Genomic DNA, 15,506 nt, shown 5'->3' on the forward strand with positions numbered 1-15,506 from the left:
GGGCAGGCAGTTGATCTGCATGTGTATGAAAAGGGCAAGCCTTAGTTTTTCACCAAAAGCACTTCTTCAAGCGCTACATACGGCAGGTTGTGAGCTTCTGCAACTGCCTTGTAGGTTACTTTTCCGTCGATGACGTTTACACCTTTCGACAGCGGACGATTGTCCAGGACCGCTTGACGGTAGCCTTTGTTCGCCAACTGCACCGCATACGGCACGGTCACGTTGGTCAGTGCCAGCGTGGATGTGCGGGCTACAGCACCCGGCATGTTTGCAACGGAGTAGTGAATGACGCCGTGTTTTTCGTAAGTCGGATTGTCATGTGTAGAGATGCGGTCACAGGTCTCGATGGAGCCGCCTTGGTCGATTGCTACGTCTACGATCACGGAACCAGGAGCCATGGTTTTTACCATTTCCTCCGTTACCAGACGAGGCGCACGCGCACCCGGGATCAGGACAGCGCCTACGAGGAGATCCGCTTTTTTCACGGCATTCGCAATGTTGAAGGAGTTCGACATCAGTGTTTGCACGCGACCTTGGAACAAGTCGTCCAACTGACGCAGACGGTCCGCGCTCACATCGAGGATCGTTACGTTCGCACCCAGACCGAGTGCCATCTTCGCAGCGTTGGTACCTACGATACCGCCGCCGATTACGACGACTTCACCTTTCGGCACGCCTGGTACGCCACCCAAAAGCACGCCTTTGCCGCCATATGGCTTTTCCAGGAATTGAGCGCCGATTTGCACGGACATGCGTCCAGCCACTTCAGACATTGGCATCAGGAGGGGCAGAGCGCCGTTGTCCAACTGAATGGTCTCATACGCGATGGCTACCACTTTTTTCTCTACCAGAGCACGCGTCAGTTCCGGTTCTGGAGCGAGGTGCAGGTAAGTAAACAGGATTTGGCCTTCACGGAAAAAGCCGTATTCGCTCGGAAGCGGTTCTTTTACTTTCATCACCATATCGGCTGCCCAAGCTTCTGCTGCCGTGGCTACGATTTCCGCGCCCACTGCGGTGTAATCTTCATTGGTAAAGCCGCTGCCGAGTCCAGCACTGTTTTCGATCCGGACCGAATGGCCGTTTTGCACGAGTGCTGCTACACCTGCTGGCGTAATGGCCACGCGGTTTTCATTGTTTTTAATCTCTTTGGGAATCCCTACAATCATCGTATAAGTCCTCCTTTTGCAAACGCCGAATGACGAGATTACCTACATTGTACAGCGTTTACAAACCGATTTTCCTTGGGGATTCCCTTAATCTTGCCTTCCTTTTATTTGTGAAAACCCACAAACGAACTACCGTTCGCTGTTTAATTTGTCCAGCTTCAACTCCAGGTAGAGCGCCACCCGCTGATTCATGTCTTCGAGATCGACCTGCATGATCTCTTCGATTCTCTTCAATCGATAGCTAAGCGTATTGATATGGATATGCAGCCGATTGGCGGTAATGTTCACCTTTCCGGCAGCATCCAGATACGTTTCCAGCGTTTCCGTCATCGCGGTCTGATTTTCCGCGTCATACTGCTTCAGCCTGGCGAGCCTTTCATTTTCGTACCCCTGTTCCTCGTCCCATTGCTTCAGCTTGAGCAGATACCGGTAGATCCCCAGCTCGCGATAGCCGTGGATGCCCGCGGTTTCTTGCGGAAACAGCCGCTTGATCTTGACCGCATGCAAGGCTTCCCGGTAGCTTTTCACGAGATCGGCGTAGGCTTTGTAGCTGCGGCCGTAGCCTGCCGTCACCTGCCCCTCGCTTACGTGCGATTCCAGTTTTCCCAAGGAATCGGCCAGGAATTGCTTCACCTTTCGAACCAGCGCCTCATCCTGCTGTTTTCCTGCCCCGGCCTGTCCGATCAACAGGACGATTTGGTTGCCATCCACGACCCAGAGCAGCTTGTCTCTCATCAAAAGCGGGTACAGATACTGCTCCAGGCGCGTCCCCGCCGCCTCAATGATACAGATCAGATACGGCGTGGATAGCTGCAATTGCAAACTTTCCGCCTTCTGGCGAATGAGCGTGTCGCTGCTGTGGTTTCCGAGCAGCAGCTCCCACAAAAATTCTTTGCGCCGTTGCTCCTCCGCCTTCCGCTTGCCCTGCCTTTGAACAAGCCGGGAGACGGCAGCCCGTGCCGCTTGGCGCAAGATGTCGTCGTCTTCCTCCGTGATCGGCCGATTGACCTCGATCGCCCATATATACCCCAGGACCTCGCTCCCTTTGCGAATGGCGATGGCTACCCGCTTGCCCAGCCCGACCTCGTCCTTTGCCGGGATGTGCACAGGCTCATCCTTGGTCAGCAGCTCCTGAAACACGCCGTCTTTCCACAGCCGGGTCAGCACCTTCTCAGGCACGCGCCGGCCCATGATCGTCGACCACCTGGCCTGATCGGTGCTCTCGCTGTGAGAGCTGTAGGCGATCAGCTTGTGGTCGGCATCCTCAATTGTGATCGGGTTCTGCAGCAGCTCGCCGATGACATCAGCCAGCTCGTCGATATCGGCATGCTGAAATTGTTGGAAAACATTCGGTTGGTTTGACACGGCTCCACCCTCTTAACGCTCGTGTATTGCTATTTGTTTATTATAACGAAAAGACGTCCCGGTTCGTATCAAAAGTGAACGAAAAAAGCCGCTCCCGCAAACGAGAGCAGCTTTTCATACATTTACACCAGACGGGAAATCGCGTCCAGAATCTGTTCCTTTTGAAAGGGTTTGACCAAAAAGTCGCGGGCACCATTTTTCATTGCTTCCAATACTTTTTGCCGATGGCCGATAGCAGAGCAGATGAGTACCTTTGCTTCCTGGTCGATGGCCAGAATCTCACGCATCGCTTCGATTCCCTGCATTTCCGGCATGGTAATGTCCATCGTGACGACGTCAGGCTTCAGTTCCTTGTACTTTTCAATGGCCTCCACACCGTTGGCCGCCTCTCCGCACACCTCGTGCTTCCCGGCTACCATGTCGGCCAGCATTTTCCTCATAAACGCCGCATCGTCTACAATCAACAAACGGGCCACGTAGTTTTCCCCCTTGAATTGTCTCGCACTTATCCTTTAACTTTTACAAAAAATCAGAGACTTGTCCACGAGAGAAAATGGCTATTTTTGTCGAACGTACAGTTTGCGATCCGGCTGGGTTCCCTGAGGGAAAATGCAGATGAAACACGAGGAGCAGCGGGCTTTTTGACTCTCCTTCTACTCCGCTAAAAAGCCGACGGACCGTTCGGTTTCTCCTGTCTGGACGGAAGGGCTGCTTGGTTTTGGATGTGGGGTCGTCTCGCCAATCTCGGGAAGATCTACCTGCCTGATTTCATCGGGAATGTCGATTTGGGGAATTTCAATCAGATCTTTTTCCACCTGCCGCACCTCTCTTTTTTGTCTTTCGTAATTGCTCACGGTTATCATTCCCTGCCGTCCACTCCCCCATTCCCCTTTCGCATGATCACGCGCCAGTTGGACATAATGTAAAAGGCGAACTGCCGAATTGTTTGCGCACGTCTATTCCATTTACTGGAGGGTATGCAGATGAACAATCGTCATCAATACGATCTGGGACAAGCTCACCAACAATATGCCCACCTGCACCGGAGCCACGCTCAGGCTCACCAGCAGCAAGCGATGTACCATCACCAGCAGGCCGAAATGCACCAGCGAAACGCCCACGCCTACTCGATGCAACAAGGTCAGGGCCATATGATGTATCCGAATCAGCCTGCCTACAACGAGAAAAACACCGCGTACAACGACCAGGTTTCCCCGGCCGCCCTGGTTTTCCGCGGTCACATTTCTCCTGAGGCGATTCAATCGCTCAGCCAGTACCAAAACCCGTATGCCACTCCAGCCAACCCTGCCCTGTCGCAGCATGCGGCTCACGCGGTTGAGAATCAACGCGCTCTGCAAAGCGGCTATCGTTTCTAAATCGGTTTTCTGTAATTCAAAAGGAGGTCTGTACTCTAGGAGTACAGGCCTCCTCTTTTTTCCTGCGGGAGGATTTTTGTCTCATTTTGTAGAAATGTGTTCAATTACGTTTTCATTTTTGTGGAGGAGACACTCATGCCCAAGCTTCAACCGTTTCCCGCTTTGTTTGCCTGCCTGGTGATCGGGTTGCTTTTGCTGAATACAAGTCAATTTTTGACCAGTATGAAGCATATACGGCAAATGGAGGAAAAAGGAGTGCCTGGCCATCGGCTGCACGTCGCCCTGATGCTGGAAGGTCCCACCTACGACCAGGGGTGGAACAGCAGCGCCCTTGAAAGCTTGACAGAGCTGCAGAAGCAATATGGGTTCTCACTGGAAGTAGCAAGCAATCTGGACCCTGAAAAGATTACAGCGGCCGCCGAGCAGTACGCCTCCAATGGCTATGATCTCATATTCGGACATGGTGTCATTTTTTCCGAACCTTTTACAAAAGTGGCTCCGTTTTATCCGGAGACCCGTTTTGTTTCCTTTAACGGAGAAGCTCCACACTCCAACCAGACCACCATCCGCTACGATATGTGGCCCGCAGGATACCTGGTAGGAAAGCTCGCCGCGCAGATGACCCGTACGCGAAAGGTCGGCTATATCATCGCGGACAAGCCCACCGAATACGATCAATTGAATGGCTTCACACAAGCAGTCAAAGACACGAGCGGAAAAACAAAAGTGATCGTCGGCAAGGTTAGCGATTTCAATGACATCGCAGGAGCCACCAAGGCGGCAAAAGAGATGATCTCCAAAGGGGTCGACGTGGTCTACACCACGGGGGACAGCTTGAATCTGGCCGTCATTACCGAAGCGCAGCGTGCCAATATCTACGCGATCGGCTACATCGCTGATCAACGCTACATCGCACCCAATCACGTAATCGCGTCGATGATTCAGGACGTTCGACAATGCTATCGGACGGTCATGTCTCAATTTACTGCCGGAAAATTGCCTTCGGGCAGCGTTACCTACGGGCTGAAAGAAGGAGTAAACCGTCTGAGCTCGTTTGGACCCATGGTTCCCAAAGAAATACGCGAAGAAATCAAGCGGGAGCTGGACAAGTTGATTCAGCGCCGCTAGATGTTTGGAGGATAGACATGATGTCTCCGTTTCGCAGCTTAGGTTTTCAGAAGAAAATCATGCTCAGCTACTTGGTCATGATGCTGCTGATCGGGTGTGTAACGACCTTGTTCAGCTACCAGATGACCAAGGTGACATCCGATGAGATGCATCTGACCCAAAATGTTCTTCCTCAGGCCAGTGCTCTTTTGGATGTGAAAAACCAGCTCTACCTGAAGACATATGCCTTGAAAATGTACACCTTGACGCGACAGCCATCTTTCCTTGATCAATACTACACAAATCTTGTCAACAGTGCCCGGTTCTCCTCTGTTCCCAAAACGGAAGAAAACGGTGAGCTGCTCACGGTCATCGATTTGATCTCGCAGCTCGATTTCATCTTCTTGAACAAAATCAATCCCCTGCTGCAAGCAGGCAACGTAACGGCTGTCAGCTATGTACTTGAGACAGACGTGCAGCCAAAAATCAACGAATTGGAACGGCATCTGACCTATTCCCTCAACCGCCTGGAGTACCAGACGAACAAGGAATTTCAGAAAACGAATGAGACCTTGAAGGTTTCCCTGATCCTGACGTACAGCGTATCGGTCGCTTCTATTTTATTCGGACTGTTTTGCACGTTTTACTTCCGAAGAGAGCTGCTGCGTCCAATCCGGTCTTTGATCGAACAAGTCCGGGAAGTGTCCAAAGGAACATTCGGCCAGCAGATTGTCTACGACACCAAAGATGAATTTCATGAACTGGCGCAGGAGTTTAACAAAATGTCGACCAGCATTGCCCGACTGTTCCAGCAGGACGAAGCCCGCAGACAGGTGCTGGAGGAAGAAAAGAATGTCAGAGAGCAGATTCTCAACTCCCTCCCGGTCGGCGTCATTACCCGCCATTTTCATTCGGAATGGGTACACATCAACCAAAAAGCAAAAGAACTCGTCCGCCTGGATTCCAGTCATTTCCCCATGACCAAAGACCCCGACCTCTGGAGTGGCGGACCGGGGGAGCAGACACCCTGGTTTGAAAATCGGAAAATCTCGCTCTATCGCGAGAATGAAACGCCATTTACTGCGCTTGTCTCCTACGTGCCGCTGCGGAATCAGCACGACCAGGAAGCTGGATGGATGGTCGCTTTTTCTGACATCACCGAACAAGAGCAAGTCCAGGATTACCTTCACCAGTCGGAAAAACTGGCGATGGTCGGCCAACTGGCCGCAGGCGCTGCCCACGAAATTCGAAACCCGCTGACTGTGATCTACGGGTTTATTCAATTGCTCCAGCAAAGGCTGCCTGAGGAAGAAAGAGACCGCCACTACCTCCCTTTGATCTTGCAGGAAATCGAACGGGTCAATCATATCGTGACAGAGCTTTTGATGCTCTCCAAGCCGTCGGAGCCCAACTATCGCGAGGTGTCGCTGACAGAGGTGCTGCACTCCATCCTGCCGTTGATGAAGGGCGAAGCTGCCCTGCACGGAATTGAAATCGTCGACCTGCTGGAAAAAGATACGCGGCTGGAGGTTGACGTCGAGCAGCTCAAGCAGATTTTGCTCAACCTGATGAAGAACAGCATCGAGGCGATGAAGCACGGGGGATCGCTCTGCATCGGAAGCAAGGTGATTGATTCGACTGTCCAAATCCGCGTGGCCGACACCGGTTCGGGCATTCCTCCCGAGCATCTGGTACGCATCTTTGATCCTTTCTTCTCCCTCAAGGAAGAGGGAACGGGACTTGGCTTGCCCATCTCCCGCCGCATGGTTGAAAACCACGGCGGGAGCATGCAGATCTTCAGCGAGCCGGGCAAGGGAACAGAAATTGTCATTTCCCTGCCGCTCTGCCGCCATGGACGCGCTTAGGCCCGAGGAGCTGCCAGCCAGTCAAACATCCGCCTCGTGTACGCCTCCAGTACTTCTCCTTTGAACAAGTGGCTGGCACCCTCCGCCAGCCACATTTCATGGGGCTTCCCGTTTGCTTTCAGCGCATCGCCCAGGCGCCGGGCATGCTCAACTCCGACATTCCCGTCTTCTGTACCGTGGATGATCAGGACCGGACAGCTAATTTCCGCTGCGCGAAAAATCGGCGAGCGCCATCTGTAGGCCTCTTCCTGCTTGCGTGGGTGGCCGACCACACGGCGAAGCATTCTCCTTAAATCAATGCGCTCCTCGTACGTCAAAAACAGATCGGATACACCTCCCCACACAACCGCAGAGCGCAGACCTGGGCACTCGATCGCCGCCAGAAGCCCCATAATTCCGCCTCGTGAAAAGCCATAGACGCTGATCCTCCCGCTGTCTACACCGGGCATCCGGCAGAGCAGCTCATAAGCGGAAAAGACATCGTGCCGATCCTCACCGCCAAACTCGTCTCGCCCCTCTCCTCCTTCATTGCCCCGATAGTGAGGGGCAAGCACGACATAGCCAAACGAGGCCATCTGGCTAATCCGCTCCGGCCGGACCTTGCCCACCCCCTTGATGCCCCCGCGGCAATAAAGCAGCGCGGGCAGGCATTCCCCCAACTGGGCATCGGGCACAGCGAGCGCCGCTTTGACCAGAAGTCCCTGACTGTAATAGCTGACTGTGTAGAGACGGACACCGGGCTCAACAGAAAGCTCCGGGACAGCTTCTACAAACGGCTCCAAATAGTTGCAGGCGGTTTCTGCTTCCACTTTACTCTCCCTCTCCTTTCTGATCCTCGAAGCTGGCGTCAGCCCCGATCAAATCAGCCAAAGACTGCGACAACCATTTCTTATATACTGTCTGCTGGGGACCTCTTTAGATTCCCCACAAGAAAAAAAGACGGGTGCTCCCGTCTTTTTCCTGCTCTGATATGGTTAGGCCCTAGTAGCCGCGTTTTGCGTTCTTTTTGTTGATCGTAGCAAGGTTCTCCTCACTGTGCTTCAACCATTTTTTCATCTTGTCCTCGAAGGAAGCTGCGCTATCGCGTCTTGAATTGCCCCCGCGGTCGCCTCCACGAAATCCACCCCCGCGACGCTCTTCACGCTCTGGACGCTCCGGCGCAGGCAGTGCGGCGCGAACCGAAAGCGAGATCTTACCTGCATCATCAATGGAGAGGACTTTTACTTTGACCTGATCTCCTACGGAAAAGTGATCGTTGATATCTTTGACAAAACCGTTTGCTACTTGGGAAATGTGGACTAGCCCCTGCTCGGTTTCGCTGACTGCTACGAACATCCCAAACGGTTTAATTGCTGTCACTTTTCCCTCGATGATGCTTCCCACTTGTACTGCCATTCAGTTTGCACTCCTTTTATCATTTCCCAAAAATGGTGAGAACCTCTACTAGAAGCCTCATTACATTAGTATAGCAGAGATAATCAATGACTGAAAAGCCTATTCTTTCTAGGAACGCTCTATTACCAGCTTACCCCTCCTGGGATGATCGGTAGAATGCTCCTGCTATTCCGATCTCCGCTATTTTTTTATTTGGCAGCAGATGCAATCATTGGTTCCACTCCCATCTTTTCCTCCAGTCTGTCCTTCATCCTAGGATGGATAACACTTTGCCATTTTATCACCTTGTTTTTCGGCTTCCCCAAAGCGACCATACGGCAATGATCAGCAGCATCGTACTCACGCCGATCCCATCCAGGACTACATCGGCGACCTGTCCGGTCCTGTCAGGGGTAAACGTTTGATGCCATTCGTCCAGCACGGCCACAGCCAGGCTTAAAAAAGCGCTCCAGGGCAAAGCCACCATAGCAGTCAAGCGCTGACGCAATACCCGATACCACGCCGCCGCCAAAATGGCAAATACAGAAAAATGCGTTCCCTTGCGGAGAAAGAACTCAATAACCCCTGCTACTCCATTATTGTCAATACTGATCTCTTTTTTTCCATACTGAAAGGAAAAATCCTGCCAATTTTCTGAAACCGTCCCTTCATCGACAAACTTTGAAATCGTACCGCGAATATCCTGCTTCCCGTACGGTGTCGATGATGAGATGAACAATCCCGCAAGTATGCCCACCAGCAGGATGATCTCAAGCACTCGTTTCGCTCTTCCCACTTGCCTCCTCCTTACCGCCGCTGCCTGTCTTATGCTGCTTTTCTTTCTTTTATCATAACAAAATATAGCAGCGGTCTGCCGCCAGCATGCAAGTTGTTTGTGAAAACGAGAAAATGCCAACCGCTATTGGTTGGCATCTCGCGGCGAAGCCGACAAGGGCAAGAAATCTTCTTTGGACAGCTCTCTCGGTCTCTCCGAAGCCGGCTGTTGCACCGAGTCTTCATACGAGTAAGGCTGCCCGTCCGGACTCTTTCGTTTCCGACCTCGGCTATCCAGACGGCGCACCTTTTCATTTTCCCACCAGGTGTGCAGATGCTGCCGGATGGCGGGAACGCTCAATGGCTGACTGTACAATCGTCGATACTCGGAACCGAGATAGATGGCCGGTGTCAGGACGATGACGGCGTAGATGGCCAATAGCGTTCCGATCAAAAGAGCAGCCGCGAAGGGCGCGTGCAGATCATCCCCGTTGCCAAGTCCGCAGGCAAACGGCAGGCAGGCAACTGTCAGCGCTGCGAAAACACTGATCAGACCCGGGACAGACCTCGCAGCCTGGGCTCTGATTCCATCCAGAAGCGTTTCAGCGTCCTCTTTTGTTTCAGCAAGCCGGTTCAGGAAGATCACGGCTTGCTGCACCATGATCGCGGCCGCGGCAGCAATGCCGTAAAAGCCCATCACGTTCAGCGGCCGGTCAAACAGCAACAGGCCGAACATCACGCCGCCGGACAGCACAGGCAAAAGGGCAAGCGCAATGATACCGTCACGCATTCTGCGCAGAAGCAGCATGCTTGCCACTAGTATCGTCGCGATGGCGGCAAAGCCGGCGAGGAAACGTCCGGTCGCGTCTGTGTCATTTGTTGCCTCTTCCTGCTCTTTTTTCAATTCGGAAGCGCTTAAAATGCGATACCCCTCCGGAATCGGCGTTTCTTCCTCCATCTGGTGCGAAATCGAGTACGAGATGCCCTCAATCCAACTCTGTACGGAAACGGCGCTGCTTACCAGAAATACGTAATCGCCGTCCTCTCGCTGATAAACAGGCGGTTCATCCGTAAGCGACCAGTCGGCCAGCTCCTGCAGGCGAACGGCTCCCGCCGGAGTGCGGATCAAGATGTTTTTGACCTGGTCGGCATGCTCCATCCAGTTGTCGGGAAAGCGGACTGTCACCGGAACGCTCTGGCTGTTCCAGGTCATATTTCCCGCCGTCTGCTTTCCAAGATAGCTCTCCATCTGCCGCCGTACTTCGGCCTCCGTCACGCGGTAACGGGCAAGCACATCCTGTTTCGGTTTGATCGCGATATACGTACCTGTCGTACCGGAACCGAGACGCTCATCCGTGATGATTTCCTTGCCGTCTTTATCCAGCCAGCGCATTTCCTGCAAAAAGCTGACGACCTGCATCGCGATGCCTTTGGTCGTATGGAGAGACGGCCCCTTTACCGTGACCTCCAGGCGGGTCTTTTGATCATCCGAGACGACCATGGCAAACGGATCGGTACGGGGAATCTCCCTCAAGCTTTTCTCCAGCTCTTTTTCCAGGTCAATGCGGGTCCGCGTCCATTCGTCCTTCTCTTCCAGCTGAAGATGGAAAATTAGATTTTCCTTGGACGCCACCGTATAGACATCCCGTACCTCCTCGAGAGCCAGCAGACGCTCTTCCGCTGCTTTGGCAGCCTGCATGGCTTCATCGATGGTGCTGCCCTTGATCATCGCCAGGGAGAGTGTCTTTTTATGTCCGTCTGTTTTGCTGTACGGATCGACCGGCACAAATGAATGGAACAGAACCACTGCAATCAAGGAGACAGCCAACGCTATTCCAAATGGCAAAAATCTTTGCCCGACGGTTCGCTCCCAGCGGGAAACCAGATACTTTGTCCACTTGCCGCCTCTCCCCTGACGTGCTGGTCCAAAACCTTCGGGAAGCCAGGCAGCAATCAGGATCGGAACGATAAAGCCGTAGACGCCCAGCATTACCACCGTACCAATCAGCGTTACCGGCAGCACGTCATGCAGGAGCGGCAGGTCAGCAGACTTCATGATATCTGTCGTCATCAGCCCGGTCAGGCAGGCTGCGAGAATCACAATCGCAAGCAAGACCGGCTTCATCAACTCTCTTGCGTGATTCAGGCAATTCTCCTGGGAAGGAACCCCTTCCTGTCCGATCCGGTGAAAAAGCGGTACGCCCGCTCCTGCAAACAAAACGGCAAACAGCGCAACCGGCCCGATCGAGGTGAGCGTGAGCGGTATGCCGCAAAGCCACATGCCTCCCAGCAAGGCTCCCGTGGCCATAAGCTGGGACAGAAGAGACAGGCTTCCTGCCATCAGGCTGCGGAGGATGATGCCCACAGCAAGCGCGGTGCCGAGTGTGAGCAGCATAACCAGCCAGCCTGTATCGCGAACAGCCGCGGTCAATTTGGCGGCAAAGTCATCCGCCAGGTCAATCTGGTACCGCCCTTTCGCCGCATTGTTCAATTCGCTGACCGTATTCATCACTTCAGCCCGGATCGAGGGAAGCTGGGAGCCTGCTGCTCCGTACACCGTGATACCGACAGCAGGCTCTCCTCTGTATACGTACACGGATTCCCCCTTGCTTCCTCTGAGGTCGCGGATGTCAACGAGCGTCTTCAAGGGGATGTAGCCCCGTTCGGTAGAGATGAGCTGTTTCCCCAGTTCCTGTGGACTCGTCCACTCCGCAGACCATTGAAGGTGAGTCTGATCCGTTCCCGTTCCGACGCTGCCGACTTGTTCCCGGGCAGCTTTTCCCTGAAGCTGGCCGATCACATCTCCGGGGGTCAGTCCGTATACCTGCAGCATCGATGGACGGAATACCAGCTCCATTTCCTGACGGAGGCTGGTATTGTCTACTTCCACACGCGCCACTCCCGGAATCGCCCCGATTTTTTCGGCCACTTCATACCGGGCCGCGTCAGAGATCGTTTGTACATCGGAGCCATGCACAAGATAGTAGCCAACGCGATCATCCGCCAGGTTGGACTGGCTAAGCTTCCAGTCGCTTACGGGGAGAGAGGCGGCCAATTCCCGCAGCTTGCTCTCCAGCTTTTCCCGGTCGTCCTCAAACAGACTGTTGCGTGTCTTGACCGTGATCATTGCTGAACCGGCCTGTGCTCTTGCCGATATTTTCAGGGCGAGACCTGTGGAGCGGATCGCCTCCTCAGCGGGTCTCGCCACTTTTTCATCGACCATCTCCGCGCTCATGCCTGAAGCGGTAAAACGAACCGTATACTCCGGCAGTGGCCGGTCGGGGAAAAGCCTGATCTCCATGCGGAGCGCGGCCCCCACGGCCAAAAGACAACAAACCAGCGCCAAAAGCTTGGCCAACGCAGGCCATGTAGAAGCAAACGTCCGGTTATTCATCTTCCACCTTCACCGCCTCGCCGTCCACCACGTAGGATAGTCCGGAGGAGACGATCTGATCCCCCTGCTGCAATCCTTCCAAGACCTCGTAATGGGTTCCGTACAAATTGCCTACCTTGACAGGCTGCTTTTTAATCGTGTTTTCTACAATTTTCATGACGTAGTAGGACTCCTCGGCAACACCTACGCTTGTGACGGGTACAAACAAGGAGTTGTTGGTCTTTACCTGGTAGACGCAGGTTACGGCCATTCCGCCTCTCCAGTGGTCCGCTTTTTCCCGGACAGTCACTTCCACCGGATAGGTGCCGGTCGCCGTATCCATCACAGGCGCGACAAAGGAGACGACCCCCTCCGCCTCCGTACCGTCCGCTGCCTTGACCACCACCGTCTTGCCTTTCTGCCAACTGCCGATCTGCCCGCTGTCCACTTGCAGCTTGACCAGCCACTGCGATGGATCCACCAGACGGATGACTTCGCTTCCCGGTCCGGTCTGCTCCGACTCGGTCTGCGCAATCGACGCAACCACTCCGTTAAAAGGAGCCTTCAGCACCGCGTCAGCCGCTTCCTGACGAGCTCGCGTCAACTGGACATTGGCCTGCTGGACTTCTGCGTTGGCCGCTTCGATCTCCAGCTTGTCGGCGCCTTTTTTCAGCTCGTCATAGCGAATCTGCTGTTCCTGGAAAGCGATTGCGGCCTGCCTGTCGGCAAGTGCCAATCGATCCAGCTCATCCTTGGCAATCGCGCCATTTGCATACAAAAGCTGTGCCTGGGCGTGCTCTTCGGCAGCCTTGGCAGCGTTCTGCTTTGCTTTTTCCACCTGCAGCCGCTGCGTCTCCAGCTCATGCTGCTCGGGTCCCTGCAAGGTCTTGGCGCGGCGGACGCTGGCACTGGCTACTTGCCCCTGAGCGGCAGACACTTCCTGCTGGAATACCGACGTATCGAGAGAAGCCAGGGTTTGTCCCGCTTTGACCTCGCTGCCCTTTTGCACAAATATTTGCGCGATTTTTCCCGAACGTGCAAATGAAAGCGAGAGTTCTTTCAAAGGCGAGATCACGCCGGAAATTTCCTGTGTCAATCCGTCTTGCGGCGGTTCAACTGTATAAGCGTTTACGGTCTTTACCTTGATGACTGTCTCTTCTTCCAGCCGCTTCAAACTTTGTACGCTCTCACTCAGCTTCCCGCACCCCGTCAGCAACAGCGCAACCAGCGTGAGCCCGATCCATTTTTTCATTCCATCAGCTCCTGCTCAAAACTTTTTTTCCCTAAAATGAACATAAAATGACAAAATATATTTTACAGAAGGGTCGGATTATTTGTACCACTTTTCTGTCATTTTTTATTTTTCTTTATTAATCTCCGGCTGCGTTCGTCACTCGTTTGTAACTCTTCCTGTTATTATAGTAGAAAAAGTGGAAATCCTCACGCTTTTCAGTTCGCAGCATCTCCGTTTTCAGAGGGATTCCATTTTTGACAACGCTTTCAGCTGTGTGCAGTTCAATTTTGATGGTGGGAGTGAGCTTCATGGCAAAAATCTACACGTCCTACGCGGACATCGTGGCTGACATCCACGACGGAGCCACCCTTTTGGTCGGCGGCTTCGGTCTCGTCGGAATTCCTGAGAATCTGATCATTGCTTTGCGAGACAAGGGCGTGAAGGACCTGACTGTCGTCTCCAACAACTGCGGCGTGGACGACTGGGGTCTTGGCCTTTTGCTCAAGGAAAAGCAGATCAAAAAGATGGTCTCTTCATACGTTGGCGAAAACAAGGAATTCGAGCGGCAGTTCCTCTCGGGAGAGCTGGAAGTGGAGCTGACGCCGCAGGGTACACTCGCTGAACGGATTCGGGCAGGCGGTGCCGGAATTCCCGCCTTCTACACCCCTGCTGGAGTAGGAACACCAGTCGCAGAGGGCAGAGAGACCCGCGACTTTGGCGGCAAGGAATACTTGCTCGAATATGGCATCACAGGCGATTTCGCCTTGATCAAGGCGTGGAAGGCAGACAAGATGGGCAACCTCGTCTTCCGCAAAACGGCTCGCAACTTCAACCCGATGATGGCAGCTGCGGGGAAAATAACGATCGTCGAGGTAGAGGAAATCGTGGAGACGGGCGAGCTTGATCCCGATCACATTCACACGCCGAGCATTTACGTGCAGCGCCTGATCCAGGCCCCCTCTTTTGAAAAGCGGATCGAGCGCAGAACGGTGCGTCAATAACGGGAGCCACCCAGTATGAACGAAGGAGGACAACGCTATGTCTCTTACGCGTGAACAAATTGCGATGCGCGCCGCCCAGGAAGTGCAGGACGGCTTTTATGTAAATCTGGGAATCGGCATGCCGACGCTTGTGGCCAACTACATTCCCGAGGGGATGACCGTCGTGCTGCAGTCTGAAAACGGACTGCTCGGGATCGGTCCCTACCCCACTGAGTCCGAGGTAGACCCCGATCTGATCAACGCCGGAAAAGAAACGGTCACGGCAATACCGGGCGCCGCTTACTTCTCCAGTGCCGAATCGTTTGCCATGATCCGCGGCGGCCACATCGATCTGGCCATCCTCGGCGCGATGGAAGTATCCGCTGCCGGCGACCTCGCCAACTGGATGATCCCCGGCAAGATGATCAAGGGCATGGGCGGCGCCATGGATCTGGTGCACGGCGCCAAGAAAATCGTCGTGATCATGGATCATGTGAACAAGCACGGCGAGCCGAAAATTTTAAACGAGTGCGCCCTGCCATTGACCGGAAAAAGAGTGGTCAATCGGATCATCACCGACCGGGCCGTGCTGGACGTGACCCCGGAAGGTCTGCTGCTGGTGGAAGTAGCGGAAGGCTACACGCCGGAGGATATTCAGGCCTGCACGCAGCCAAAGCTGTTGGTGTCCAGCGTGTTAAAAACAGTCAAGGTCTAGGCAAAGTGAAAGCCGCCGTGAACATATCCCGGCGGTTTTTTCTTGGCAAAATGGATGCGATTTCTACGGGGCTGCCGCGCCGTCAGCGGGCAAACGGAAGAAATGAATCCGACCTTGTACTTACGCTAAACCAAAAAGCGGTTTTCCATTATGTGTATAATAACAAGAGAAAAACAT

At 53.8% G+C, this 15,506-nt stretch carries 14 protein-coding genes; 5 read left to right on the forward strand and 9 right to left on the reverse strand.

The annotated features are described in order from the left end of the window. Window positions 1–41 precede the first annotated feature (41 nt). The 4 genes from ald to NSQ24_RS21730 form a co-directional block, all read right to left on the reverse strand. Complete coding sequence (gene ald / locus NSQ24_RS21715; RefSeq protein ID WP_003391243.1) at window positions 42–1,166, reverse strand: alanine dehydrogenase; 1,125 nt, start codon at window positions 1,164–1,166, stop codon at window positions 42–44. Between the two features lie 129 nt (window positions 1,167–1,295). Further along, on the reverse strand, window positions 1,296–2,531 hold the full coding sequence (locus NSQ24_RS21720) for a helix-turn-helix domain-containing protein (protein ID WP_003391242.1): 1,236 nt from the start codon (window positions 2,529–2,531) through the stop codon (window positions 1,296–1,298). 122 nt (window positions 2,532–2,653) lie between these two features. Then, entirely contained in the window at window positions 2,654–3,007 is a 354-nt protein-coding gene (locus NSQ24_RS21725) for a response regulator (RefSeq protein WP_003391241.1), read from the reverse strand. Between the two features lie 177 nt (window positions 3,008–3,184). Next, window positions 3,185–3,385, reverse strand: a complete 201-nt coding sequence (locus NSQ24_RS21730; protein ID WP_141334198.1) for a hypothetical protein — start codon at window positions 3,383–3,385, stop codon at window positions 3,185–3,187. A 129-nt stretch (window positions 3,386–3,514) separates the two neighbouring features. On the opposite strand from NSQ24_RS21730, the gene NSQ24_RS21735 reads away from it, so the two are divergent. The 3 genes from NSQ24_RS21735 to NSQ24_RS21745 all read left to right on the forward strand — a co-directional run bounded on the left by NSQ24_RS21735 (window position 3,515) and on the right by NSQ24_RS21745 (window position 6,879). Further along, entirely contained in the window at window positions 3,515–3,907 is a 393-nt protein-coding gene (locus tag NSQ24_RS21735; protein ID WP_035980135.1) for a hypothetical protein, read from the forward strand. 135 nt (window positions 3,908–4,042) lie between these two features. Next, window positions 4,043–5,035, forward strand: coding sequence for a BMP family ABC transporter substrate-binding protein (locus NSQ24_RS21740; RefSeq protein WP_035980137.1), 993 nt, complete (start codon window positions 4,043–4,045; stop codon window positions 5,033–5,035). A 20-nt stretch (window positions 5,036–5,055) separates the two neighbouring features. Then, window positions 5,056–6,879 carry an ATP-binding protein gene (locus tag NSQ24_RS21745; protein WP_003391236.1) on the forward strand — a complete coding sequence of 608 codons (1,824 nt, stop codon included), beginning with the start codon at window positions 5,056–5,058 and terminating at the stop codon, window positions 6,877–6,879. Here NSQ24_RS21745 and NSQ24_RS21750 read toward each other — a convergent pair. From NSQ24_RS21750 to NSQ24_RS21770, 5 genes are all read right to left on the reverse strand, one after another. After that, on the reverse strand, window positions 6,876–7,688 hold the full coding sequence (locus tag NSQ24_RS21750; RefSeq protein WP_339166564.1) for a prolyl oligopeptidase family serine peptidase: 813 nt from the start codon (window positions 7,686–7,688) through the stop codon (window positions 6,876–6,878). The two genes, NSQ24_RS21745 and NSQ24_RS21750, sit on opposite strands and share 4 nt — an antisense overlap. 172 nt (window positions 7,689–7,860) lie before the next feature. After that, window positions 7,861–8,274, reverse strand: a complete 414-nt coding sequence (locus NSQ24_RS21755; RefSeq protein ID WP_003391231.1) for a S1 RNA-binding domain-containing protein — start codon at window positions 8,272–8,274, stop codon at window positions 7,861–7,863. A 280-nt stretch (window positions 8,275–8,554) separates the two neighbouring features. Further along, window positions 8,555–9,049 (reverse strand): VanZ family protein, encoded by a 495-nt coding sequence (locus NSQ24_RS21760; RefSeq protein WP_251255197.1) that lies wholly within the window; start codon window positions 9,047–9,049, stop codon window positions 8,555–8,557. Window positions 9,050–9,172: 123 nt separating this feature from the next. Next, window positions 9,173–12,421 carry an efflux RND transporter permease subunit gene (locus NSQ24_RS21765; RefSeq protein ID WP_031931624.1) on the reverse strand — a complete coding sequence of 1,083 codons (3,249 nt, stop codon included), beginning with the start codon at window positions 12,419–12,421 and terminating at the stop codon, window positions 9,173–9,175. Continuing rightward, window positions 12,414–13,652 (reverse strand): efflux RND transporter periplasmic adaptor subunit, encoded by a 1,239-nt coding sequence (locus NSQ24_RS21770; RefSeq protein WP_171505714.1) that lies wholly within the window; start codon window positions 13,650–13,652, stop codon window positions 12,414–12,416. Before NSQ24_RS21770 ends, NSQ24_RS21765 begins: the two co-directional genes overlap by 8 nt. Before the next feature lie 290 nt (window positions 13,653–13,942). Here NSQ24_RS21770 and NSQ24_RS21775 point away from each other — a divergent pair, with 290 nt between their 5' ends. Both NSQ24_RS21775 and NSQ24_RS21780 read left to right on the forward strand, forming a co-directional pair. Continuing rightward, the gene (locus NSQ24_RS21775; protein WP_039071023.1) at window positions 13,943–14,635 is read left to right on the forward strand and encodes a CoA transferase subunit A; all 693 of its coding nucleotides are present in this window, start codon (window positions 13,943–13,945) and stop codon (window positions 14,633–14,635) included. A gap of 37 nt (window positions 14,636–14,672) precedes the next feature. Further along, complete coding sequence (locus tag NSQ24_RS21780; protein ID WP_024985370.1) at window positions 14,673–15,329, forward strand: CoA transferase subunit B; 657 nt, start codon at window positions 14,673–14,675, stop codon at window positions 15,327–15,329. Window positions 15,330–15,506 lie beyond the last annotated feature (177 nt).

This window comes from Brevibacillus sp. FSL L8-0520 (genome assembly GCF_037963895.1).
In the GTDB taxonomy this organism is placed as follows: domain Bacteria; phylum Bacillota; class Bacilli; order Brevibacillales; family Brevibacillaceae; genus Brevibacillus; species Brevibacillus borstelensis.